At 45.8% G+C, this 25,714-nt stretch carries 22 protein-coding genes; 3 read left to right on the top strand and 19 right to left on the bottom strand.

Annotation, left to right across the window (positions count from 1 at the left end):
* The first annotated feature begins 2 nt into the window (after positions 1-2).
* Both coaE and zapD read left to right on the top strand, forming a co-directional pair.
* Positions 3-611 (top strand): dephospho-CoA kinase, encoded by a 609-nt coding sequence (gene coaE / locus NHB35_RS00995; protein ID WP_353433360.1) that lies wholly within the window; start codon positions 3-5, stop codon positions 609-611.
* 26 nt (positions 612-637) lie between these two features.
* The gene (zapD, locus tag NHB35_RS00990; RefSeq protein ID WP_353432509.1) at positions 638-1,390 is read left to right on the top strand and encodes a cell division protein ZapD; all 753 of its coding nucleotides are present in this window, start codon (positions 638-640) and stop codon (positions 1,388-1,390) included.
* On the opposite strand, the gene NHB35_RS00985 is transcribed toward zapD, so the two are convergent.
* The 6 genes from NHB35_RS00985 to secA all read right to left on the bottom strand — a co-directional run bounded on the left by NHB35_RS00985 (position 1,387) and on the right by secA (position 9,524).
* Complete coding sequence (locus NHB35_RS00985; RefSeq protein ID WP_353432508.1) at positions 1,387-1,803, bottom strand: NUDIX domain-containing protein; 417 nt, start codon at positions 1,801-1,803, stop codon at positions 1,387-1,389. The two genes, zapD and NHB35_RS00985, sit on opposite strands and share 4 nt — an antisense overlap.
* A 9-nt stretch (positions 1,804-1,812) precedes the next feature.
* Positions 1,813-2,670 (bottom strand): ATP-binding protein, encoded by an 858-nt coding sequence (locus tag NHB35_RS00980; RefSeq protein WP_353432507.1) that lies wholly within the window; start codon positions 2,668-2,670, stop codon positions 1,813-1,815.
* A gap of 14 nt (positions 2,671-2,684) precedes the next feature.
* The gene (argJ, locus tag NHB35_RS00975) at positions 2,685-3,920 is read right to left on the bottom strand and encodes a bifunctional glutamate N-acetyltransferase/amino-acid acetyltransferase ArgJ (protein ID WP_353432506.1); all 1,236 of its coding nucleotides are present in this window, start codon (positions 3,918-3,920) and stop codon (positions 2,685-2,687) included.
* 83 nt (positions 3,921-4,003) lie between these two features.
* On the bottom strand, positions 4,004-6,124 hold the full coding sequence (locus tag NHB35_RS00970; protein ID WP_353432505.1) for a molybdopterin cofactor-binding domain-containing protein: 2,121 nt from the start codon (positions 6,122-6,124) through the stop codon (positions 4,004-4,006).
* A 14-nt stretch (positions 6,125-6,138) separates the two neighbouring features.
* Positions 6,139-6,597: a (2Fe-2S)-binding protein gene (locus NHB35_RS00965; RefSeq protein ID WP_353432504.1), complete on the bottom strand. Its 459-nt coding sequence runs from the start codon at positions 6,595-6,597 to the stop codon at positions 6,139-6,141.
* A 161-nt stretch (positions 6,598-6,758) separates the two neighbouring features.
* Positions 6,759-9,524 (bottom strand): preprotein translocase subunit SecA, encoded by a 2,766-nt coding sequence (secA, locus tag NHB35_RS00960; RefSeq protein WP_353432503.1) that lies wholly within the window; start codon positions 9,522-9,524, stop codon positions 6,759-6,761.
* Between the two features lie 53 nt (positions 9,525-9,577).
* Here secA and NHB35_RS00955 point away from each other — a divergent pair, with 53 nt between their 5' ends.
* Complete coding sequence (locus tag NHB35_RS00955; RefSeq protein ID WP_353432502.1) at positions 9,578-10,081, top strand: hypothetical protein; 504 nt, start codon at positions 9,578-9,580, stop codon at positions 10,079-10,081.
* Positions 10,082-10,093: 12 nt separating this feature from the next.
* Here the strand turns inward: NHB35_RS00955 and lpxC are convergent, their stop codons facing one another.
* The 13 genes from lpxC to NHB35_RS00890 form a co-directional block, all read right to left on the bottom strand.
* Entirely contained in the window at positions 10,094-11,008 is a 915-nt protein-coding gene (lpxC, locus tag NHB35_RS00950) for a UDP-3-O-acyl-N-acetylglucosamine deacetylase (protein ID WP_353432501.1), read from the bottom strand.
* Between the two features lie 37 nt (positions 11,009-11,045).
* Entirely contained in the window at positions 11,046-11,546 is a 501-nt protein-coding gene (locus tag NHB35_RS00945; protein WP_353432500.1) for a peroxiredoxin, read from the bottom strand.
* A gap of 112 nt (positions 11,547-11,658) precedes the next feature.
* Positions 11,659-13,002 (bottom strand): cell division protein FtsZ, encoded by a 1,344-nt coding sequence (ftsZ, locus tag NHB35_RS00940; RefSeq protein WP_353432499.1) that lies wholly within the window; start codon positions 13,000-13,002, stop codon positions 11,659-11,661.
* 50 nt (positions 13,003-13,052) lie between these two features.
* Positions 13,053-14,282, bottom strand: coding sequence for a cell division protein FtsA (gene ftsA, locus NHB35_RS00935; protein ID WP_215390058.1), 1,230 nt, complete (start codon positions 14,280-14,282; stop codon positions 13,053-13,055).
* A gap of 19 nt (positions 14,283-14,301) precedes the next feature.
* Positions 14,302-15,159 (bottom strand): cell division protein FtsQ/DivIB, encoded by an 858-nt coding sequence (locus NHB35_RS00930; protein WP_353432498.1) that lies wholly within the window; start codon positions 15,157-15,159, stop codon positions 14,302-14,304.
* Positions 15,156-16,163, bottom strand: a complete 1,008-nt coding sequence (locus NHB35_RS00925; RefSeq protein ID WP_353432497.1) for a D-alanine--D-alanine ligase — start codon at positions 16,161-16,163, stop codon at positions 15,156-15,158. Before NHB35_RS00925 ends, NHB35_RS00930 begins: the two co-directional genes overlap by 4 nt.
* The gene (murC, locus tag NHB35_RS00920; protein WP_353432496.1) at positions 16,156-17,592 is read right to left on the bottom strand and encodes a UDP-N-acetylmuramate--L-alanine ligase; all 1,437 of its coding nucleotides are present in this window, start codon (positions 17,590-17,592) and stop codon (positions 16,156-16,158) included. Before murC ends, NHB35_RS00925 begins: the two co-directional genes overlap by 8 nt.
* A complete protein-coding gene (gene murG, locus NHB35_RS00915; RefSeq protein ID WP_353432495.1) occupies positions 17,589-18,662 on the bottom strand; it encodes an undecaprenyldiphospho-muramoylpentapeptide beta-N-acetylglucosaminyltransferase in 1,074 nt (357 codons plus the stop codon). The genes murC and murG overlap by 4 nt, the downstream gene beginning before the upstream one ends.
* A complete protein-coding gene (ftsW, locus tag NHB35_RS00910) occupies positions 18,659-19,930 on the bottom strand; it encodes a putative lipid II flippase FtsW (RefSeq protein WP_353432493.1) in 1,272 nt (423 codons plus the stop codon). Before ftsW ends, murG begins: the two co-directional genes overlap by 4 nt.
* A complete protein-coding gene (gene murD, locus NHB35_RS00905) occupies positions 19,927-21,546 on the bottom strand; it encodes a UDP-N-acetylmuramoyl-L-alanine--D-glutamate ligase (protein WP_353432492.1) in 1,620 nt (539 codons plus the stop codon). The genes ftsW and murD overlap by 4 nt, the downstream gene beginning before the upstream one ends.
* A 13-nt stretch (positions 21,547-21,559) precedes the next feature.
* The gene (mraY, locus tag NHB35_RS00900) at positions 21,560-22,729 is read right to left on the bottom strand and encodes a phospho-N-acetylmuramoyl-pentapeptide-transferase (protein WP_353432491.1); all 1,170 of its coding nucleotides are present in this window, start codon (positions 22,727-22,729) and stop codon (positions 21,560-21,562) included.
* Positions 22,720-24,162 (bottom strand): UDP-N-acetylmuramoyl-tripeptide--D-alanyl-D-alanine ligase, encoded by a 1,443-nt coding sequence (gene murF / locus NHB35_RS00895; protein WP_353432490.1) that lies wholly within the window; start codon positions 24,160-24,162, stop codon positions 22,720-22,722. The genes mraY and murF overlap by 10 nt, the downstream gene beginning before the upstream one ends.
* Positions 24,162-25,712: a UDP-N-acetylmuramoyl-L-alanyl-D-glutamate--2,6-diaminopimelate ligase gene (locus tag NHB35_RS00890; protein WP_353432488.1), complete on the bottom strand. Its 1,551-nt coding sequence runs from the start codon at positions 25,710-25,712 to the stop codon at positions 24,162-24,164. Before NHB35_RS00890 ends, murF begins: the two co-directional genes overlap by 1 nt.
* Positions 25,713-25,714: the final 2 nt, after the last annotated feature.

The following is a 25,714-nucleotide window of genomic DNA, read 5'->3' as shown; positions in this document are numbered from 1 at the left end:
TCATCCCCCTTATTGGTCTCACAGGCGGAATTGGCTCCGGAAAAACTGCTGTTAGCGATCAATTGGGTAAATTAGGTGCTGGAGTTATTGATACCGATGTCATTGCTCATCAAATTACTGCAGCAAACGGCTCAGCAATCAATCCTATACGCGAGCATTTTGGCCCAGACTACATTGATGCCAATGGCGCCTTAGACCGGACTAAGATGCGCGCCCTGGTTTTTAATAAGCCAGAAGCCAAGAAAGCACTGGAATCAATCACCCACCCCCTAATCCGCCAAGAAACCATTAAACAAGCCTTCCAGCAAGCCAGCGGCGGTGCACCTTATCTCGTTTTTGTCGTTCCACTCCTCCTTGAATCTGGCACTTGGATAGATCTGATTGACCGATTGGTAGTGGTTGATTGCCCTGTAGAGACCCAAATCACCAGGGTAATGCAGCGCAACAATTTACCGAGAACCGAGGTTGAGAAAATTCTCCAAACTCAAGCCTCTCGAGATGATCGCCTGGCTCATGCCGATTTTGTTATCGAAAATCAAGGCAGTCTCGATCAGCTCATTAATCAAGTAAATCAGCTAAACCAAAAAATCCTCGAAATTCAGAAGGGGTAACGCAGTTCGTCATAGAATATGGGCTTGTGATCGTCTACGAATACCCTTTCAATGAATTAGTTCGAAGCATGCTTCGACTGGAGTATTTGTTCGCCCGCTTTAATCATTTCATTCGGTCTGATGACCCTGAATTGCATCACAATGCAATCGCTATTTTGTTTGATCTTGGTGACATTGGCGCACGTGGTGACATCAAATCCCTGCTCTTAAAAGAATTTGAACGCCAGAAATATGCTCTTAATGGATTGAAGTCATCTCAAAAGGTTGACCAAGAAGCTCTCACACAAACTTTAAATGAGATTGATTCGGTCGCATCCAAAATCAACCAATCCGCAGGTAGGCCAAATTTAATCATTTCTGAGAGTGAATGGCTCAATGGCATACGCACTCGTCTAAATATTCCTGGTGGAACAAGCCCGATTGATTTACCAAGTTACCACGCTTGGAAAAATAGTCCGTCGACTGAACGACGAAAATTATTAGAAAGTTATATTGCGCCTTTGTTGCCCTGGCAAGATGCTTGTCAATTATTTTTGCGTTTACTGCGTCAATCAGGTGAGGCTAAAGATGTCGTTGCTCACAGCGGATCTTTTCAGCAAGCACCTTCTGGAAAAGTCTATCAACTCATGCGTATTGCTGTTGAGGATGACACGCTCTTCTCAGAAATTAGTGCCAATAAATATCTACTTTCGATCCGCTTCATGCAGTCTGATCGTGACAAAAAAGCACAACCCGCTAATAAAGATGTGCCTTTTAAACTGACACTCTGTCAGTTCTAGGTCAATAAGGCTTTTAGCCTTTCCAGCATTGGCCAAGCGGCTGGCAACAAGGGCTCAACACTTGGCTTCTCGGCACCCAAAATCTCCCAAGATAGAGCCTGCCCCTCACAGCCCTTCGGGGTGCCACTCCAATTTCGAATAACGCTGACATGCAAACGGACATATGCATGCGGGTAATCATGTTCAAGAACGGTTAACTCTTCACTAGATTGAATATCAATTCCTAACTCTTCATGAAGCTCTCGCTTTAATGCCTGAAAAACGGATTCCCCTTTTTCAATTTTTCCTCCTGGAACTTCCCAGTAGCCAGCATATGGTTTACCTTCTGGTCGTTGACCTAAAAGATAGCGACCAGATTCATCAATTAAGATTCCTGCGGCTACTTCAGTAATGGGTCGATCTATTGAGTTCAAGGGATTGCTTTAAGCGTGAGAGCCAGCCCAATGTTTGGCAAACTGCCAAGCTACTCGACCTGAACGTGAGCCACGCTCTAAAGCCCAAACGAGCGCTTCAGATCTAGCTGCTTCAATTTGCGAATTGCTTAAACCAAAATGCGCCAACCAATGCGCAACGATGGCTAGGTACTCATCTTGCTTTGGCGGATAAAAAGAAAGCCATAAGCCAAATCGCTCCGAAAGAGAGATCTTTTCTTCTACGACTTCCCCTGGATGAATTTCACCATCATCACTATGCACATAGCCTTCGTTGTCCTTCATATATTCGGGCAACAAATGGCGGCGATTTGAAGTGGCATAGATCAAGATATTGTCGACCTGGGCAGAAACGGAGCCATCGAGGGCGGATTTCATGGCTTTATAGCCTGATTCGCCATCCTCAAACGACAGATCGTCACAGAAAATGATGAACCGCTCAGGGCGGTCTGCCAGTAGCTCAGTAATATCGGCGAGATCTGCCAAATGCTCTTTCTCCACCTCCACTAAACGTAATCCCTGGCTCGCAAATTCATGCAGACTAGCCTTGATAAGGGAAGACTTTCCTGTACCCCTTGCGCCAGTTAGCAAAATATTATTTGCTGGCTTTTTCTGTATGAAATTTTTCGTGTTATCTCGAATCGCATCACGTTGACGATCAATGTTTTTTAGATCTTCAAAGGTAATGTCTGCAACATGTTTTACAGGCTGTAAAAATCCGATGCTGCCAAAAATACTATCTCGACGACGCCATCTAAAAGCAGTAGAGGATTTCCACTGTTCTTCGGTTAATGGCTTTGGTAAAAAAGTCTCTAGATGCTCTAAAAGACGGTCTAATTTTTCATTCATGGGATTAGTCTTACTTATGAGCGATAGTCCGCATTAATTGATACATAGTCGTGTGATAAATCACATGTCCATATCGTTTGAGACGCAGTGCCACGACCTAAGTCAATCTTGACCGTGATTTCGGGAGCCTGCATTACTCGTTGGCCATCTGCCTCTTGATAGTCCGGATTACGTCCACCATCTTTGGCCACCCAAACATCGCCAAGCCACATCTGGACGCGACTCACATCCAAGTCTTGAATGCCAGCATATCCAATGGCAGCCAATATCCGTCCCAAATTTGGATCGCTAGCAAAGAATGCTGTTTTGACTAAAGGTGAGTGAGATACTGCTTTTGCAACCAAACGACATTCTTCTGGAGTTTTGCCGCCCAACACCTCAATCGTCATAAATTTGGTTGCACCCTCACCATCGCGCACAATCATTTGCGCTAATTTTCTAGCGAGATCAATCAGGGCATCGCGTAATACTGCATAACTTGGATCGCTTGTCGACTGAATGCTTACCGAAGACTGACCCGTCGCCATGATGATGAAAGAATCATTAGTAGAGGTATCCCCATCAATTGTGATGGCGTTGAATGAAAGATCGGCTACCTCGCGCGTAAGCTCGTTGAGCAATCCTGGAGCAAATCCCGCATCCGTTGCAATAAAACCCAACATGGTTGCCATATTGGGATGAATCATTCCTGCGCCTTTACAGATACCTGTCAGCACCACTCGGCCAACTGGAGTTTGAACTGTGACAGAGCTCGCTTTTGGCTGAGTGTCGGTAGTCATAATGGCTTGGGCAGCATCAAACCAATGATTCTCACCAAGGTTTGCAACCGCTTTAGGAAGCGCGCTAATAATTTTCTGAATCGGCAATGGCTCTAAGATCACACCCGTTGAAAATGGCAAGATCTGTTCAGGATTGAGCTTCAATTCTTTAGCCAGCGCCTGACAAGTCTCTTGAGCATGTTTCATGCCCTGCTCACCGGTGCCCGCATTGGCATTACCCGTGTTAACCACTAATGCTCTTATTTCACCTTTAGCGCCATCTTGTGCCAAATGCTCACGACAAACTTGAACGGGAGCAGCACAGAATCGATTTAAGGTAAATACGCCTGCCACCTGAGAACCCGGCGCAAGCGTCATCACTAGCAAATCTTTGCGATTGGCTTTTTTAATGCCAGCTTCTGCAATACCCATGGCAAAGCCCTTAACGGGTTTCAGATCAGCTTTTTGAGGGAGAGGTAAATTAACGGTCATAGTCCAATAATTGTAGATGAGGCTTAAAAACAAAGCGCGCCGTATTTGGCGCGCTTTGCTTGCTTGGCTGCAGATTACCTAAATCAAGCCTTTACTGGCAACTCGCGAATACGTTTGCCTGTGGCCATCGCAATTGCGTTAACCAGAGCTGGAGCTACCAGCGGAACCCCAACCTCACCCAATCCGCCAGGTTTTTCTTGGCTAGGAATTAAATGCACTTCGATTGTCGGAACCTGATTTTGTCGAAGACTTGGATAGTTATTGAAGTTTGTCTGCTGAACACGACCATTTTCGATCGTAATCGCATTACCCAAAGCTGCGCCTAGTCCGTAGATCACACCACCCGTTAACTGGGCCCTTGCTTGGTCTGGGTGAACCACGAGTCCACAATCAGATACGAAGGTAATTTTCTTCACTTTGGTATCCGTCGATGCAGTGTCTAATTCAACAACGCATGCTGAATAAGTGTCATAACACTCCATTTGAGCCACACCAAATCGTTTACTACCCGCGGTATAGCCAGACTTTTTCACTGCGGTATCAAGCACTGCTTTTGCTCGTGGATGTTTATTTAATGAAGCCATGCGAAATGCGACCGGATCCTTGCCGGCAGCTTTAGCGGCTTCATCAATAAAGCTTTCAACTGCAAAAGCATTTAATGCATTACTAACTGACCGCCAATATCCCACTCGAACACCAGTACCCTCAATTACATTAGTCAACTCAAGATTAGGAATGTCATAAGTCAGATTATTAGAGCCTTCAACCATGAAGGGGTCAAAGCCATCCTTTACAAAGCCCGGGAATGCGCGTGCGGTCACCGACTGCGAAACCATCTTTGCCTTCATCAACTCGAGCTGGCCATTAGCACCGATCACTCCGTCAACCTGATGAATACTCATTGGACGATAGAAGTCATGCGTAATATCGTCTTCTTTTGTCCAGAGCATCTTTACAGGCATGCCTGCTGCCTTTGAGATCTCTGCAGCTTGACGAATAAAGTCGAGCTCTAACTTACGGCCAAATCCACCACCCAAGAAAGTGGTTTCAATAGTGACATCTTCTGGCTTGACGCCGGCTGCAGCCGCAGCAACGGCTTGACCACCCTGCTGAAACTGAATAGGCCCAATAATTCTGCACTTGCCATTTGAAACATCTGCAGAACAGTTAACCGGCTCCATGGTGGAGTGCGCTAAGTACGGCAAGAAATATTGTGCACTGATTGATTTGCCACCTGAAGTAGCTTTATTCACATCTCCAACCGTCTTAATCACAGCGCCTTTTTTCGCCAATCCAGCTTCAAGAGCTTTGCGAATAGTTGCGTTATTTAAGCTAGCGTTTGGACCTTCATCCCAATTAATCTTTAAAGCATCTCTACCCTTGCGTGCAGCGTAAAAATCTTTTGCCAATACCGCAACGCCATCAGAAATTTGCACGACCTTAAGAACTCCAGAAACCTTAAGCGCAGCCGATGCATCATAAGATTTCGGAGTACCGCCAATCACAGGGCATTGCGCCAAAGAGGCAATTGCCATGCCTGGAATCTTGACGTCAATACCGTAGACCGCCTTGCCCGCAACTTTTGCAGGTGTATCCAGGCGACGCATGGTCTCTTTTCCGATCACCATGAAATTAGCTGGGGATTTCAAGACAGGCTTTTCTGGGAGAGGCAATTTAGCGGCATCTGCAGCCAACTCACCATAGGTAGCCGTCTTACCACTGGCGTGTATCACCTTGCCGTTCAAAGCTTTACAGTCTGATACAGAAACATTCCATCGTTGCGCAGCAGCCTGAACCAGGACAGATCGAGTTGCAGCGCCAGCTATTCTCAGCTTATCAAATGCTTCACGCACTGAAGTCGAGCCGCCAGTAATTTGGCCACCCAACATTGCATTGACATAGATCGGAGCCACACCAGCAATTTCTACTTTAACCATGGAAAGTGGAAGATTTAATTCTTCCGCAACTAATGCAGGTAATGAGGTGTACACATCCTGACCCATTTCTGATCGAGCACAAATCAGGGTAATTTGATTGCTTGGTGTTATTTGAATCCAGGCATTTGCCAAAGCAGGTGTAGTACTGGCAGTTGCAGCCTCGCTAGCAACAGGTAGATGCATTCCAATCACGAATGCTCCAGTAGCTGCAGCACTTTGTTGAAGAAATTGACGACGGCTTAAATTTGTTAATGAATGATTTTTCATGTATCTACCCCCCCTTAAGCCAATTTATCAGCAGCGCGTTTCACTGCCTTCTCAATACGGGAATAGGTTCCGCAGCGACAAATATTGCCGGCCATGGCATTCTTAATTTCATCACTATTAGGCTTTTTGTTTTTGGCTAATAAATCTGCTGCCGACATCATTTGCCCCGTTTGGCAATAACCACATTGCGGCACATCGAATTCTGTCCAAGCATCTGCAAGCGCTTTGCCTACTTTTGGAGATAGGCCCTCTAAAGTAGTTACCTTTTTGCCAGAAGCTACTGAAACTGGGGTAGAACATGAGCGAATCGCTGCACCATCTAAGTGAACGGTACAAGCACCACAAAGCCCAGCACCACAACCATACTTAGGACTGGTGACATCTAAGTGATCCCGCAAAACCCAAAGAATGGGAGTTTCTGGGTCTCCATCAAAATTAACTGCTTTACCATTGAGAGTAAATGTTACGGCCATAGCGCCCCCTAATCATGAATATGTAACAAGCTAAAAATCAATTTAGAACTTACAAATCATGACAGATATCACCGATGATCGTCGCATGAAATGACTAGGGATTTCACCAAGAAAAAAGGCTCAGTAATCTGAGCCTTGCAATGAATAAGCAAATAAGCTGATTAAGCTAAGGCGCCGCAGCAGTTCTTATATTTTTTACCGCTGCCACAGCTACACGGATCATTACGGCCAATCTTCGGGCCAGTGCGCACAGGCGCCGGCTGAATATCAATTAAAGCACCACGATCACCCGTTGAACCGGCCACCTCCTTATCGGCATCAGCATGCTGATATTGAAGATCTTTGAGTTTGGCCAAATCTTCGTTCATAGACTCAGACGCTTGATCCAACTCACTTGCGCTCCGAATTTGCACGGTCATGATACTTTTAACGACGTCGTTCTTGATGACATTCAAGAGCTCGCCATATAGTTCGAATGCCTCACGACGATATTCTTGCTTCGGATCCTTCTGGGCATAGCCTCGCAAATGAATACCTTGGCGCAAATGATCTAAAGCAGCCAAATGCTCGCGCCAATGGGTATCAAGACTGTAGAGAAGAACAGAACGCTCAAAACCAGCAAATGACTCACGGCCAACGAGATCGACTTTTGCGTCATACGAATCCTTAGCCGCTTGCAACACGCGCTCAACGATTTCAGAATCGTCAACGCTTTCCTCACCCTCAACCCATTTCTGCAGATCGACCGTTAAACCCCACTCGCTTGCTAGAACATTTTCCAAGCCTGATAAATCCCACTGCTCTTCCATTGACTCAGCTGGAACATAGTAAGAGCAGACAGAACGGAGAACATCCTCACGCAAATTAGCGATGAGTTCACCTACATCAGCACTTTCGAGTACTTCATTTCTGAGGCGATAGGTTTCTTTACGCTGATCATTTGCAACGTCGTCATACTCGAGCAACTGCTTACGTATATCGAAGTTGCGACCCTCAACCTTGCGTTGAGCGGATTCAATCGAACGAGTCACCATACCCGCTTCAATTGGCTCACCATCAGGCATCTTCAAACGCTCCATCACTGCGCGCAAACGATCTCCTGCAAAGATACGAAGCAATGGATCATCTAGCGAGAGATAGAAGCGCGATGAGCCTGGATCGCCTTGACGTCCTGAACGGCCTCTAAGCTGATTATCAATACGGCGGCTCTCATGGCGCTCAGTACCAATAATATGCAAACCGCCAGCAGCTAAAACTTGATCATGAATGCTTTGCCACTCATCTTGCAATTGCTTGACCTTGGCAGCTTTTTCAGCATCGGAGAGGGAAGTATCGGCCTCAATTAGGGCGGATTGCTTACCAACATTGCCACCCAAGACGATATCGGTACCACGACCAGCCATATTGGTTGCAATCGTGATCATCTTTGGACGACCTGCTTGTGCAATGATCTCTGCCTCACGAGCATGTTGCTTCGCATTCAGTACTTGGTGTGGCAACTTGCGCTTATCCAATAAGCCAGCAATTAATTCTGAGTTTTCGATTGAGGTTGTACCAACCAATACTGGCTGACCACGCTGATAACAATCCTCAATGTCTTTAATAACAGCGTCATAACGCTCACGCGAAGACTTGTAAATTTGGTCTTGGCGATCTTTGCGCTGACTAATACGATTCGGAGGAATAACGACTGTTTCAAGGTTATAAATTTCCTTGAATTCATAAGCTTCTGTATCGGCTGTACCAGTCATACCGGCCAACTTGCCATACATCCGGAAATAATTTTGGAAGGTAATTGTCGCTAGAGTCTGATTCTCATTCTGAATCGGCACACCTTCTTTGGCCTCCACTGCTTGATGCAAGCCATCTGACCAACGACGACCTTGCATGAGACGACCAGTAAACTCGTCAACAATAATAACTTCGTTATTTTGAACAACGTAGTGTTGATCGCGGTTATACAAAGTATGTGCACGCAAAGCAGCATAAACGTGGTGCATCAAAGTAATATTCTGAGGTGCGTATAAAGAATCGCCATCATTCAAAGCGCCGATTTGTACCAACACCTGCTCAGCTTTTTCATGACCTTGCTCAGTCAAGTAAACCTGCTGGGACTTCTCATCTACCCAATAATCACCTGGCTTCTCAACGCCAGTACCATCAGCCTTTTCTTCGCCAATTTGACGCTCTAAATAGGCGGGTAGTTTATTAATCTTGATATACAGATCAGTGTGATCATCCGCCTGACCAGAAATAATTAATGGGGTACGCGCTTCGTCGATCAAGATCGAATCAACTTCATCAACGATTGCATATGCCAAGCCACGTTGAACACGCTGACCCAGGTCTTGCACCATGTTATCGCGCAAATAATCAAAACCGAATTCATTATTCGTACCGTAAGTAATATCGGCCGCATATGCTTCTTGCTTGGTCTTATGATCCATCTGCGATAGATTCACACCAACTTTCATACCCAAGAAGTTATACAAAGTCGACATCCACTCAGCGTCACGTTGCGCCAAGTAATCATTCACCGTAACAACATGCACACCTTTACCGGTGAGTGCATTTAAGTAAACAGGGAGAGTGGCAGTTAAAGTTTTACCTTCACCTGTTCCCATTTCAGCAATCTTGCCTTGGTGAAGCGCAAGACCACCCATGAGCTGAGCATCAAAGTGGCGCATCTTCATCACACGTACACTAGCTTCACGCACAACAGCGAAAGCCTCTGGTGCAATGTCATCCAAAGACTCGCCAGCAGCCAAACGAGATTTGAATTCATCTGTTTTGGCCGCAAGTGCAGCATCGTCCAAAGCCTTAAGGCCAGGCTCAAAAGCGGCTACTTTGGCAACGACTTTGCGATACTGTTTTAATAGGCGGTCGTTACGACTGCCGACCAGGGTTTTAAGAAGACCGATTACCATGGGATATTGAAGAAAATGAAGACCTTGAGTTTATCATCCGAACCCCATTTTTTATGAACTTTGCTCGTAAACCTTCCCGCAAGCAGACGGCCCACGAATGGGTTGATTACCTACGCGAATCCAATGGTTTAGGAGGGATTCTGGCTAAAACCGAAGGTCTTGTGAAGCTCAAACTCACCCTTGAGCAAGCATTGGCAAAGTTAGATCTCGAGCACCTCAGCTCCAAAATTGAACCAGGATGGAGCTCAAACAAAGAAAATGCGCTTTTTCTACTGGTGAATAACGCTAGTATTGCGAATCGATTACAGCAGAATTTACCCAGCATAATCAACGAGTTACAGAAATTAGGTGTCCAATGCACCGCAATTCAGATCAAAATAAAACCTGCATCAGCCCAGTGGGAAATAAAACCTCGAGAAAACGCCCCAGCTAGCGGGAGTGCACGAGGGTTTAATGAGGTTGCTAAAAAATCTTGGGAAGATTTACTGCAAAAACTTGCGCCCGATTCAGAACTACGAAAAACGGTAGAAAGATTACTTCGGCATAAACCGAAATAAGGAAAAATGTCCCTAGAAAAAGAGGGGCTGATTTTCTTGAGAATAGGCGGCAGGCGCCTTATTTTCTGCAAAAGTACTAATTTCGTAAGCGCTTGGATCTTCCAAGAGCTTGCGTAACAGTGCGTTATTTAATGCATGTCCTGACTTTTCGGCAACGTAAGCGCCCACGATAGGGTGGCCAACTAAATACAAATCGCCAATTGCGTCCAAAATTTTATGACGCACAAACTCATCTTCGTAGCGAAGCTCTTCGTTATTCAAAATACGATGCTCATCAAGCACGATTGCGTTATCTAAACTGCCACCGCGAGCCAAGCCCATTTCTCTGAGGGCTTCTACTTCGTGTGCAAATCCAAATGTACGAGCGCGCCCAATTTCACTACGATAGGCATGCTCTGCAAAGTCCACTACAAATCGCTGACCAGTTTTATCTACAGCAGGGTGTTTGAAATCAATCGTGAAATCTAACTTAAACCCGAAGAAAGGCTCAAGGCGCGCAAGCTTATCACCTTCACGAACTTCAACTGGTTTCTTAATCACTACAAACTGGCGTGGAGCATCCTGCTCAACGATTCCAGCTGATTCAATTAAGAACAGAAAAGAAGCGGCACTACCATCCATGATGGGAACCTCTTCACCATCAAGCTCGATAAACAAATTATCCAAACCTAAGCCTGCACAAGCTGAAAGCAGGTGCTCAACCGTAGATACTCGAACGCCATCCTTCTGAATAACCGATGCCAAACGTGTGTCGCAAACAGCCAAAGCAGTTGCAGGCACAGTGGATTGCTGCTCGGTATCCACGCGAACAAATTGAACCCCTGAATTTACTGGTGCAGGCTTAATGACAATCGTCACCTTACGACCAGAGTGCAAACCAATTCCCACGGTTTTCACCGGAGAGGCTATGGTTCTTTGCTTCATCATGATCGCTTTTCTAAATTCAGGGGATATAGATTAAAAATTACAGCTTCTTCAATATGGAAGCAGCATCACTTACTTCAAATTTTCCAGGCGCTTCACGATCTAAAGATTTCACTACGCCATCTTCAACAATCATGGCGTAACGATCTGATCGAACACCCAAACCCCGAGCTGTTAAATCCAACTCTAAGCCTAATTTTTTAGTGAACTCGGCACTGCCGTCACCTAGCATGCGAACTTTCTTTCCTACTTTTTGGTCGCGTCCCCATGCGCCCATTACGAATGGATCATTCACGGAAATACACCAAATTTCATCTACGCCTTTAGCCTTAATCGCATCGTAATTCTCAACATATCCTGGAACATGTTTGGCAGAACATGTTGGAGTAAACGCACCAGGTAACCCAAAAATCACAATTTTTTTGCCAGCGGCAATTTTTTCAACTTCAAATGCATTTGGCCCTAATGCACATCCCTCAGTCTCTTCATTAAAAAACTCATAAAGGGTGGCATTTGGTAATTTTTGTCCAATAGCAATCATGGTGTCTCCAATAAGTAATTGTCAGTTAACGTGCCAACGCAAGCGCAGGATTCGTCGTCCGGAGGGGCGCTGCGCTGGCATCTTGCAATTACCTATTGTATTGAGCAGTCAGTTAATCTGCTTGCTTACGCAAAAACGCAGGGATTTCATAGTAATCAGCCCCTTTGTCCAATAAGGTCTTCGCTTGCGGAGAGCTATCTGCACCTAATGTCGGCGCAGGAGTTGCTTCACGAGAGCTACGAAAAACCCGTGGCAAATCATACTGACTGTAATCAACCGCACTAGTCGATGTCGGCTGGGCTGCCATTGCTGGCGCACCAGCAGAACCAGTCATCGCCACTCCTGCACTAGTGCTTAATGCAGAATCTAGACCAATCTTACTGATTGCTGCAGAAGCACTTGCAGGCGCAAAGCTATTGAGGTCTGCCATTGTTGGAATTGCATCATGAGTACCAGTAGCTTGTCTCCAAACAACTTCTGGTTGATTGCTTTGACGAGCTTGTGGGTTGTTTAAACCAGTTGCAACTACAGTTACGCGCAAAGCATCGCCGAGACTATCATCATATACCGTTCCGAAGATCACAGTTGCATCATCAGCGGCGTAACCACGAATAGCAGCCATGACTTCACGGGTTTCAGACAACTTCAACGAACGGCTTGCAGTGATATTTACCAATACGCCACGCGCACCAGACAAATCTACACCCTCTAGCAATGGTGAAGCAACTGCAGCCTCGGCAGCTAAACGGGCACGATCCATACCAGAAACAGTTGCCGTTCCCATCATGGCTTTGCCTTGTTCGCCCATAACAGTCTTAACGTCTTCAAAGTCTACGTTAATCAAACCTTGAACGTTAATAATTTCTGCGATGCCAGAAACTGCATTATGCAAAACATCATCAGCGCAAGCGAAAGCCTTGTCAAACTCAGCATCTTCACCCATTACTTCGAATAGTTTTTCATTGAGGACAACAATTAATGAATCTACATATGATTCGAGTTCGGTAGCGCCGTTTTCTGCAACTTTCAAACGCTTTACGCCCTCAAAATCAAATGGCTTGCTAATGACACCAACTGTCAAAATGCCCATTTCTTTTGCCACTTGAGCAACGATTGGGGCGGCACCAGTACCTGTGCCACCACCCATACCAGCAGTAATGAATACCATATGTGCGCCTTGCAATACGTCTGCAATACGAGCACGGGCTTCTTCAGCTGCTGCTGCGCCAATTTCTGGTTTTGCACCAGCACCTAATCCGCTAGAGCCCAGTTGCAAATTCACAGATGCTTCAGAACGCTGTAACGCGCCAGCATCGGTGTTCATGCAAATGAACTCTACGCCATTTACTCCGCGACGGATCATGTGTTGGACTGCATTACCACCAGCCCCGCCAACGCCAACCACTTTAATAATGGTTTTGCCAGCAACTTCTTGATCTAACATTTCAAATTCCATATACCCTCCTAGGTAAAAAACGTACTACATTGACGACGACGAAAAACAACTTAAAAATTTCCTGCAAACCATTCCTTCATGCGCGCGATCACTCCTTGCAACGCGCCTGATTGAGATACTCGACGACCACGCAATACTTGAGCTTGGCCTTCCATCAACAATCCAATACTTGTGGCAAAGCGTGGGCTGCGTAAGACTTCATGTAAATGGCCACGATATTCAGGCGTACCTATACGGGCAGGCCTTAAGAACACCTGCTCTGCTAACTCCACCATGCCTGGCATTAATGCTGTACCACCAGTTAGCACAATTCCTGAAGAAACCATATCCTCATAGCCAGAGTCACGCACAACACCCCTTACCAAAGTAAACAACTCTTCCACGCGCGGCTCAATGACTGCTGCCAATGCCTGCTTGGACATTGGACGTGGCTCACGATCACCTACACCGGGAACATCGATCATCGCCGCTGGATCAGCCATCTCTTGACGCGCAATACCGTGTGCGATTTTCAGATCCTCAGCATCGATCGTTGGGGTTCGCAATGCCATTGCAATGTCATTAGTAATCTGATCTCCCGCAATAGGAATTACTGCCGTGTGACGAATCGATCCCTGGCAATAGATTGCAATATCTGTTGTGCCGCCACCGATATCAACCAATACAACACCAAGCTCTTTTTCATCTTCGGTTAACACCGCTAAGCTTGATGCCAAGGGCTGCAGAATTAGATCATTTACTTCTAGTCCACAACGGCGTACGCACTTCACAATATTTTGAGCGGCACTTACTGCACCAGTAACAATATGTACCTTCACTTCGAGTCGCAAACCACTCATACCAATTGGCTCACGAACGTCCTCTTGCCCATCGATGATGAATTCTTGAACCAGAATATGCAGAATCTGTTGATCGGTTGGAATATTGATTGCTTTAGCAGTCTCAAGTACACGCTCCACGTCACCAGCGCTAACTTCTTTGTCGCGAATAGCCACCATGCCGCTGGAGTTAAAGCTCACAATGTGATTACCAGCAATTCCGGTGAAGACTTGAACGATCTGGCGATCAGCCATGATCTCTGCCTCTTCTAAAGCCTTCTGAATAGATTGAACAGTTGCCTCAATATTGACAACTACACCCTTCTTCAAGCCTTTTGAAGCTGTTTGACCAACACCTACAACGTTAAATTGTCCATCTGGCGCTAATTCAGCGACCAAGGCAACCACCTTGGAGGTTCCAATATCTAAACCAACCAACAAATCGCGATTGTCTTTACTCATTCCAATTCCTTCATTACCTTCATTGCTTCAGCTCACTTTTCTTGCCATCAACATCGTTCTTTTTCAAACTTGCAGAGGCAAGATGAACTGCAAAACCATTTGCATAACGTAAATCCACAGCATCAATTCGGTTTGCCCATTTCTCCTGCACCTGTGGCCAATATTTAAATAGGCGAGCAACACGCTCTTCCGTCAAATTTTTATCGGAGCTTTCTTCGTCGCGACCAAACTCCACTTTCATACCGTTTGAAAGCTTGATGTGCCAGGCGTAACGTTCAGTCAATGCCAAGCTCGTTACTTCGGCGCCCCATGGCTTAAACCAGTTATTGGCTTTTTCGTAAAGACTCATGACCTCCTTGCCAGCATCATCTGGCCCATGAAAATCAATGAGTCGAACACCATCACCAATCTCAGAAACGCGGCCCGCGAAAAGCTCGCCATATTTATTAATCAAGGTATTACTGTCTGAGCCATCCCATGTACCAAAGGCTTGCTGCTCTTCAATACTCACAATCAATCCGTTTGGCCAAACCCGACGAACATTGGCATGACGAACCCAAGGCATACTCTCAAACCCACGCTTCACATCTTCTAAGCGAACGCTAAAAAAGTTACCTTGCACCGTCTCAGCAACCTGGCGCTTTACCATCGCCTTATTAATATGCTTTAAGGTTTGACCAGCAACAGGCTCAATCTGAATCTGCTTAAGCGCAAATACTGGGCGCTGACCCAACCAAACCAATAAACCAATCACCACCATCACTAAAAAGCAACGCATTAAGAAACGGCTAATCTTCTGCATCCGATCGGAATGATTCCAGAGCGGAGACATCAACATGGCGAAAATTTCGCCGAACCGGTCCATGAAATTACTCATGCACTGCCACCCTCTTTTTTCTGCATCGTCTGAAGTAATAGCCAAAGTACTAGATCGGCATACTCGACGCCTGCTGCCTTTGCAGCCATAGGCACTAATGAATGAGAAGTCATGCCTGGTGAAGTATTCATTTCTAGCAAGTAGGGTTTGCCGGTCTTTTGATCCAGCATCACATCTGCTCGACCCCAAGTGCGACAACCCAAAGCTTTATAGGCAGCCAAGGCAAGCGCTTGAACACTTTCATTCACTTCGTCCGAGAGCCCAGTAGGGCACAAGTATTGGGTTTCATCGGAAAAATACTTGTTATGAAAATCGTAATTGGCTTGCGGTGGAATAATTTTGATAACAGGTAAAGCTTCGGCGCTTTCACCCTGACCAACTAGTGGACAAGTTAGTTCATCGCCAACAATACATGTCTCAGCCACAACCTTGGTATCCAAACTCGCAGCCAACTCATATGCTGCAGGAAGTTCTGCCACAGATTTCACCTTGGTCAGCCCCAAGGAAGATCCCTCGTGGGCAGGCTTCACAATTAGAGGTAAACCAAGATGCTTAGCAACTGCATTCCAATCACTATTTGCAGTCAACTCTTCAAACTCTGGTGTAGATAATCCATTACTGATCCAGATTTGCTTAGTAGCAATCTTATCGATTGCTAAGGCAGAGGCTAGCACTCCACTACCGGTATACGGCAGTTCAAGTAATTCCAATAAACCCTGGATCGTTCCATCTTCACCGTAACGACCATGCAAAGAAATAAAGACACGATCAAATTTCTCATTTGCTAAGTCGGTGAGATTGCGCAGGCCAGTGTCAAATGCATGCGCATCAACTCCTTTTGAGATTAGCGCCTGCAATACCCCATTACCTGACATCAAAGAAATTTCACGCTCGCCAGAGCGACCGCCAAGTAAAACTCCAACCCGACCAAGGGACTCAACGTTCATGTTGGCTAATTGGGATTTCACACGATCACCCCACAAACTAATAGTGCCCTTAGCCATGCTTTGCCTCCACTAAGGTATGTGGCAAAGCAGATATGGAACCAGCGCCCATCGTAATCAATACATCTCCATCTTTTAATATCTGACTCAGTTTTTCTGGCATCTCGGTAACGCTAGCTGCAAATACCACCTCACCAGATTGCAGAAGGGATTTGCTAGATTTATCTTCCGCCATGGCGGCTTTCATCAAACTCTTACCATCTGCGCCCGGAATTTTTGCTTCACCAGCTGGATATACTTCGGTTAATACCAAGGCATCAAAATTTTTGAGCACCTGAACGAACTCGCCAAAGCAATCGCGCGTTCTTGTAAAGCGATGAGGCTGAAACGCCAACACTAAGCGGCGATTTGGATATGCGCCACGTGCTGCCGCTAATGTTGCAGACATTTCTACGGGGTGATGGCCGTAATCATCAATCAATGTGAAGCTGCCACCGGAAGCCAAAGAAACATCGCCATGTCTTTGGAATCGACGACCAACGCCTCCAAACTCAGATAATGCTTTTGTAATAGCTTCATCACCAACGCCCAACTCGGTTGCAATACCAATAGCAGCCAAAGCGTTGCGAACATTATGCAAACCAGGAAGATTCAAGGTTACATTGAGCGGGCCTGGCTTATTGCCATGACGACGCACTGTACGACGTTCTACTGTGAAGTGCATCCGTGTACCATCAGCACGTACATTGCTTGCGCGAATGTCTGCATCTTCAGATAAGCCATAACGCAGCACTGGTTGCGAGACAAATGGAATAATGTCGCGCACATTCGCATCATCAATACACAATACAGCTACGCCATAAAATGGCATCCGCTGAATAAACTGCACAAAAGCTTGCTTCAACCTCGCCATGTCGTGCTGATAAGTATCCATATGATCAGCATCAATATTGGTCACTACTTCCATAGCGGGAAATAACTGCAAGAAAGATGCATCTGACTCGTCTGCCTCAACCACAATAAAGTCGCCTTGACCTAAACGCGCATTGGCGCCAGCAGAATTTAACTTTCCACCAATCACAAATGTGGGATCCAAGCCACCTTCTGCAAGTACAGATGCAACCAAGCTTGTAGTTGTGGTTTTTCCATGAGTACCAGCAATTGCAATGCCCTGTTTTAAGCGCATTAACTCGCCCAACATCACAGCGCGTTGAATCACTGGAATCTTGGCAGCTCGAGCAGCCAATACTTCTGGGTTGTTGCCTGCTACTGCAGTTGAAATGACAACAGCTTCCGCAGTACCCACATTTTTTGGATCGTGACCAATCTGAATGACCGCACCCAAGTCTCTCAAACGCTTTGTTGTCGGACTTTCCGCCAAATCAGATCCTGAGACCTGGTAGCCAAGATTGAGTAGCACCTCGGCGATACCACTCATGCCGGCGCCACCAATTCCAATAAAGTGAATTTGCTGAACAATGTGTTTCATATAGCTACTCCCGCACAATCAGCACACACTTCAGCAACACGCTGAGTTGCATGTGGCTTAGCCAATGCGTGAGCACGCACCGCCATCTCTTTAAGATCCTCGCGTTGCAAGCTTTGAATCATTGCAGCTAAATCCTGAGGGTTTAATTGTTTTTGTGGCAAGAGAACAGCTGCGTTTGCGCCCGATAAAAATCGAGCATTCGCCGTTTGATGATCATCAATCGCATGTGGGAATGGAATCAGGCAAGAGGCAACCCCACAAGCTGCTAGTTCGGAGACTGTCATTGCGCCAGATCGACAAATAACTAAATCAGCCTGTGCATATGCACTTGGCATATCGTCAATAAAGGGACGAATATCAGCCTCTACACCATACTCAGCATACCGGGCCTGCAAATCCGCCAGATGTTTATCGCCTGCTTGATGAATCACTTGAGGGCGTAACTCTTTTGGAATCAGAGCCAAAGCCGCAGGGATATTTTCATTGAGTGCCGCTGCACCCAAACTACCACCGACTACCAAAATTGAAAGTGGTCCTTGACGCTGCTCGTAGCGCAAGGCTGGCGCTGGCACATTGTCAAACTCTTGCCGAATAGGATTGCCAACCCACTCCGCTTTGTCCATCGCATTTGGAAAGCCAGTTAAAGTACGCATCGCAATCTTAGCCAACGCACGATTTGCGCTACCCGCTACAGAATTGGCTTCATGTAATACCAATGGACGCTTCAAGAGCTTACTTACTAGACCGCCTGGGAAGGTAATGTATCCACCCATACCCAATACAACATTTGGCTTGAGACGACGCATGATGTTCCAACTTTGATAACAAGCGCGCGCTAGATTAATTGGAAGCATCAGTTTGGCCTTAATACCCTTACCACGTAAACCACCAAACTCCACCGCCTCAAAAGGAAAATCACAAGATTGAACCAAGCGGTATTCCATACCCTTTTGATTGCCTAACCACGAAACGTTCCAACCACAAATTCGCAAATACTCGGCGACAGCCAACCCAGGGAAAATATGCCCACCAGTACCACCAGCCATCACCAATATTGAGGGTCTTGTCACAGCTTCCCTCCACGCATCAAAATGCGATTTTCATAATCAATACGTAATAGCATTGCTATCGCAACCGCATTCATCAAAATACCTGAGCCACCATAACTTACTAATGGCAATGTCAGACCTTTTGTTGGCAGTAATCCTAAATTCACGCCCATATTGATAAATGCTTGCCAACCGATCCAAATTGCGACACCTTTAGCAGCAAGACCTGCAAAGCTTCGATCCAATTGCAAAGCAGTACGTCCAATCATGAATGCGCGACGCACGATCCAATAGAACAAGAAGATCATGACAACCACGCCAACAAAGCCAAGCTCTTCACCAATTACAGCCATGATGAAGTCGGTATGTGCCTCAGGAAGGTAATGTAGTTTTTCTACACTGCCGCCAAGTCCAGTACCAAACCACTCACCCCGTCCAAATGCCATTAAGGAATGTGTTAATTGGTAACCCTTGTTTGCAGCGTTATCCACCTGCCAAGGATCCATAAAGGCCAACATACGGCCACGCCTGAAAGGTGAAAGAGCAATCATGGCGGCCCCACTAAGCAAGCCAACCACAATCAAGCCGCCGAATAACTTTGCGTTGATTCCGCCTAAGAACAAAATGCCAAACGCAATTAATGCCACCACCACGAAAGCACCCATGTCGGGCTCTTTCATTAATAGACCACCAACAAGAGCAACAGCGATACCCATGGGCAACATCCCTTTTGAAAAGGAATGTAAATACTCTTGACGCTGCACTGTATAGCTTGCTGCAAAAATCACTGCAGCGAATTTCATTAACTCAGAAGGTTGGAAATTCATAATTCCCAATGGAATCCAACGCCTTGCCCCATTAACTCCTTTGCCAATGCCAGGAATTAATACGATGATCAACAAAATGACTGTGAAGCCAAAAATCACTGGGGAATAACGATCCCACACTTTGCTAGGGATCTTGAATACCCAAATTCCAACGCCAATAGCAATTGTTAGAGAAATCAAATGGCGAATTAAAAAGTAATTACTACTGTAGTTCGCATACTTAGGGCCATCAGCCAAGGTAATCGAAGCCGAATACACCATAACTAGGCCAATCAGCATCAGCGATAAAACAGCCCAAACAAGCAACTGGTCATACTCCATCATGCGTGAACGCGTTTGTTCAACCCCAGAAACAGCATCGCGCAAACCGGTACGGAAATTATCAATTCCGCCCCTAGAAAAATTCCAGAAACGATCCAAACCAAGACGGTTTTGAGGAAACAGTTTTTCTTTTAGGCTCATGCCTGAGCCCCTTCAAAACGCATCCCCAACTCCTCAACTTCAGATACAAAAACCTGAGCGCGCTCTACATAGTCACGAAACTGATCTAGGCTTGCACACGCAGGGGAGAGAAGAACTAAGTCACCTGTCACTGCTTGAGACGCAGCAGCGCTTACGGCCGCAGGCAAATCACCGCTGATGACACAAGGAATATCTTCACCAATCGCTTGTGCAATCTTTTCGCCATCTTTGCCAATCAGAAATACGCCTTTTACGAACCGAAGAGCTGGTTCGCGCAAAGGACTAAAGTCTTGCCCTTTTCCTTCGCCGCCAGCGATCAACCAAATTCGCTTACCAGCTTCATTGCTACCTAAACCATTCAGAGCAGCTACGGTTGCACCAACATTTGTTCCCTTGCTGTCATCAACATACTCAACATCATTTACAACTGCAACACTTTGAACACGATGAGGTTCACCATGGTAATCACGTAAACCATGCAACAAAACATTTAAGGGTAAATTTGCTGCACGTGCTAGCGCGAGTGCAGCCAAAGCATTTAATGCATTATGGCGACCGCGTATACGCAATGCATCTGCAGGAATCAAACGCTTTAAACGTAAAGGCTCTTCTTCTACAGTAGCAGACTTACGGCGACGTTTTGGCTGAGGCTCGACATCTTCGTCCACCTCAGCCCAAACTAACCAATCAATTCCACCAGCACGTAGGTCATGCTCAATGCCAAAGGCGCCTTGCTCGTCTGGACTATTTGATCCAAACGTAACGACTGCTCTTTCAGATTTTTGCTCATCAGAGAGCAAACTCATAACGAGTGAATCATCTCGATTCAAAACACAAACCGTATTTTTGCCGAATATTTTAGCTTTAGCTTGTGCATATGAAGACATGTTTCCATGCCAATCCAAGTGGTCTTGGGTAATATTCAGTACCGTTGCTGCAGTTGCATTTAGAGAATCCGTATAAACCAACTGGAAGCTAGAGAGCTCTAATACCCAAATATCAGGCATATCTTCAATTTGATCAGCAGCATCCAAGCACGCCATTAACTTATCAAGTGCTGCTGGGCTAATATTTCCAGCAACAGCCACTTTCTTGCCAGCACGCTCACATAACTGGCCGGTTAGTGCAGTTGTTGTTGTCTTTCCATTGGTGCCAGTAATAGCTAGCACTGAAGTTGCATAAGTGGATTGTTTTTCTAGCGCAATGCGCTCCATTGCGGCAATAGCTCGAGCAAAAAATTCGATCTCACTCCAAACATCCACCCTGGCTTTACGGGCTTTTACTAAAAATGATTCTGTTGGCTCTTGAAGTGGTGAGAGGCCAGGGCTAATGCCGATAACGTCAATATCATTAAGTAAGTCATCGCTCAATGGCCCAAAGCAAGCCTCTTTCAAACCTGTAAACTCGAGCTCTGCAAGCCAAGCCAATTGACGCTCTGACAAATTCGTGCGTTCGCGCGTATCTGCAAGCCTTACAACGGCACCATTTCGCAAACACCATTTGGCCATCGCCACACCAGACTCACCCAATCCCAAAATTAAAAAGCGGTGAGGGGCTTCATAACCTGAATTTGCTACTGCAGAGGGATTTGCGAAGACGTTAACTAAATTCAACATAGATTGATTTGGCTCACCGTAATTTCAAACTGGATAAACCAATTAGTACCAACAAAATCGTAATGATCCAAAAGCGCACAACTACTTGCGTTTCTTTCCATCCACCTAGTTCGAAGTGATGATGCAAAGGAGCCATACGGAAAATACGGCGTCCTTCACCAAAATGCTTTTTAGTGAGCTTGAACCAAAACACTTGGAGCATTACTGAAAGTGTTTCGGCAACAAAAATTCCGCCCATCACGAACAAAACAATCTCTTGGCGAACAATCACTGCAATCGTTCCGAGCGCGCCACCCAAAGCCAATGCACCGACATCACCCATAAATACCTGGGCTGGATGTGTGTTGTACCAAAGGAAAGCAAGACCAGCGCCGCCCATAGCCCCACAGAAAATCATGAGCTCACCAGCGCCTGGGATGTATGGAAATAGAAGATATTTCGCATAAATGGCATTACCCATTACATAGGCAAAAGCGCCTAGCGCCGCGCCCACCAAAATCACCGGCATGATCACCAATCCATCAAGACCATCCGTTAAGTTGACCGCGTTGCTACTACCTACGATCACTAAGTAACTCAGAATGATGAAGCCCATCATCCCTAGTGGATAACTTACTTCTTTCATAAATGGGATCAATAGATCGGTCTTTGCTGGTAAATCTAGAGCAAAACCACTCTTGAGCCATTCATAAAATAATTGCAATACTTTTAGGTTGTTTACCTCGGACACCGAGAATGCTAGATAAATTGCGGCAAATAACCCAATCAAGGTTTGCCAAAAAAATTTTTCACGAGAGGCCATACCTTTAGGGTCTTTACGAGCTACCTTCCGATAGTCATCTACCCAACCAATTGCGCCAAAACCAAAAGTCACAATCATGACGATCCAGATAAAGCGATTGCTTAAATCTGCCCAAAGCATGCATGAAACAAAGATTCCAATCAGAATTAAGACGCCGCCCATAGTGGGTGTGCCAGATTTAACTAAGTGAGTTTGAGGTCCATCGGTACGAACCGCCTGACCCATTTTGAGTTCAGCTAATTTACGAATCACCCAAGGCCCAGCAGCCAAGCCAATCAACAAAGCTGTTACGGTAGCCATGACCGCCCTAAAGGTGATGTAGTTGAAGACGCGGAAAAATCCAAAGTCTTCTTGTAACCACTGCGCCAATATTAAGAGCATGTTTTAGCCTCCTCTAACAAGGCTTGCACTACACGCTCCATGCGCATAAATCGTGAACCTTTAACTAAAATATTTAAATGCTGATTACCGTCAGCCAAATGCGAACGTAATTCTTCATTCAGTTTCGAAATCAAATCCTCAATACTTGTGAAATGGCCAGCACTCGAGCCTATGGCTGTTTTTGTTGAGTCAAAACCATTTACAGCAAATACGCACTGCTCGCCTAATGCAAACAACTTTGCAATTCCTTGTTCCGCAGCGTAGGCTCCGACTTCCCGATGAAATTCAGGGCCTTGATTACCTACTTCACCCATATCACCCAAAACAAGCCATGAAATACCAACCGATTGCTTTAGGGCATCGATTGCGGCCCTGACTGAATCGGGGTTAGCGTTGTAACTGTCATCAATTAACGTGTACTTAGAGTCAGAAAGTTTGATCTGCATGCGACCATTAACTGGGGTAAACGCTTCAAGTCCTTGCTTGATTTTTTCAGAAGAAATTCCTGCGGCTAATGCCACAGCGCTAGCTGCCAATGCATTACGCACGTTGTGAGCACCTAGCGTATTTAATTGAACTTCGATTGAATGTGCACCAAGATTAATCTGCACACAACCATTATTAAGTTGGTGACCGCTTACTGCCGCATCCGAGCTTGACGAGATAGATGTCAATTGAAAATCTATTACCTTGCGACCCTCCGCAGCTGTTTTCCAAACTCCTGAAAATTCTGAATCAGCCGGAAATACTGCAATTCCATTTTTTGGCAATGCTCGAATAACATCGGCATGCTCTTCCGCAACTGCAGCAACGGTCTCCATAAACTCTTGGTGCTCGCGTTGTGCGTTATTGATTAGGGCGATATTTGCCTGTGCTATCGAGGCCAACTGAGCAGTTTCGCCGGGGTGATTCATACCAAGCTCAACTACTGCAAGGGTATCTGTTGAGCGCAGTTTTAATAGTGTTAATGGCAAGCCAATCTCATTATTAAGATTACCTTTAGTCACCAATGTTCGGGCCTCACCTGCCGCCGCTATAAATATTGCAGCGATCATTTCTTTAACGGTAGTCTTCCCATTGCTTCCAGTTACTAGAGCCAAAGGAATAGCATGGCTTGCACGCCACGCTTTTGCTAGCTCACCAAGACCTAAGCGGGTATCGGGCACGCATACGGCTGGCAGATTATCTGGACATTTCTTGGCATCGCTCACGAGCGCAGCGCCTGCCCCAGAATTAGCAACATCACTCAAGAAATCATGCGCATCAAAGCGTTCGCCAGTTAAAGCAATAAACAATTCACCAGAGTCAATCTGACGACTATCGGTTCCCACTCTGGTCAACATTAATTTCTCTGCCTCTTTTGCAGAAATATTTAATAAATGACTGCCAGGTAACATTGCGTGAACATGAGCGAGAGTAGTCATCGCAGTCATTAGACTAGACCCCCTGCTGCAAGGCGAATATGTTCTTGATCTGAAAAATCAAAACGCTTATCACCAATTTCCTGAGTAGTTTCATGGCCTTTGCCAGCAACCAATACGATGTCACGCGTATCAGCATGACGAATTGCGGCCATGATGGCAGCTGCGCGATCAGGAATCTCTTGTACATTAGCACTAGGAGATTTAATTCCTTTGCGAATCATTTGAATAATTTGCAAAGGATCTTCTGATCTTGGGTTATCGCTAGTGATCACAATTTGATCGGCAAACTGCTCTGCAATAGCACCCATCTGAGAACGCTTGCCCGAATCCCGATCTCCACCGCACCCAAATACACACCAAATTTTTCCATTACGTTGTTCAGCGATAGGGCGCAAGGCTCTTAATACTTTCTGCAGGGCATCAGGAGTGTGCGCATAATCGACTACCGCTAGAAGTCCGTCAGATTTTGCATTTTTACTAAATGTAATCAATTCCATACGGCCAACAACAGACTCCAACCGACCTACACGACCACTTGATTCAGCAATGCTTAAACCTTGGGTTAGCAACGTTGCCCACACTGCGAGTGCATTACTTAAATTGAAATCTCCAAGCAGCGGAATATGAAGATTTTCTTGGCCAACTCCATCTAAAACAAAGGTAGAGTCATAACCCGAATGTCTGAATGAGCTATCAGCTGCATAAATTCTTTGTAAGCGATCACCAAACTTTTCAAATCCCTGGAAAGCATCTTTATTGAGTGCGAAGGCCCAGACCTTTAGGGCATCTTTAACCAAGAGATTCATAGCCAATTCACGGCCAAAAGCATCATCCAAATTGATCACTGCATGCTGTAAGCCTGGCTGAGCAAATAACTTGGCTTTTGCTTGCGCATAATCAGCCATATTGGCGTGATAATCCAAATGATCTTGCGTCAAATTGGTAAATACCGCGCAATTAAATGCAGTTCCCGCAATACGATCTTGATCTAAAGCATGAGACGATACTTCCATTGCGACTTGTTTTGCGCCTGCGTCCAATAATTCTTTTAATTGCGTCTGCAATTTCGGAGCATCTGGGGTTGTATATCCTGTTTTTTGCAAAGAACCAGGAAATCCTGTCCCCAGAGTTCCCAGTACCGCTGTACGGTGACTTGGTGTATCCAACGCTTTTGCAAGCCATTGGGTTACGCTGGTTTTACCATTTGTTCCAGTGACCCCAATCATGCGCAATTGTTTGCTTGGGTTGCCATACCACTCTGAGCAAAACCTTCCAGCAAGTCCAGCTAAGTTCTCAACTGCAACACATTGCGGATGTTCCATATAACGAGCGTAACAATCGGAATTACCTAAAGGATCGAATACAATGCATGCCGCACCAGCCTCCAGCGCAGCATCAATAAATTGACGACCATCACGCAATGCATTCCCATGACCTACCGGGTAGGCAAAAAAGATATCGCCAGGACGAATCTGACGACTGTCAGCGCTTACCTTTGCAGAAGAATTTACTAAGGAATGTAAGCGCTCAACCAAGTGATCGGGATTTATATTCAACATCG

This window comes from Polynucleobacter sp. MWH-UH23A, from assembly GCF_040409805.1.
Taxonomy (GTDB): domain Bacteria; phylum Pseudomonadota; class Gammaproteobacteria; order Burkholderiales; family Burkholderiaceae; genus Polynucleobacter.
Note: the sequence above shows the minus strand (reverse complement) of the source record. Positions and strands in the feature narration are given on the sequence as shown.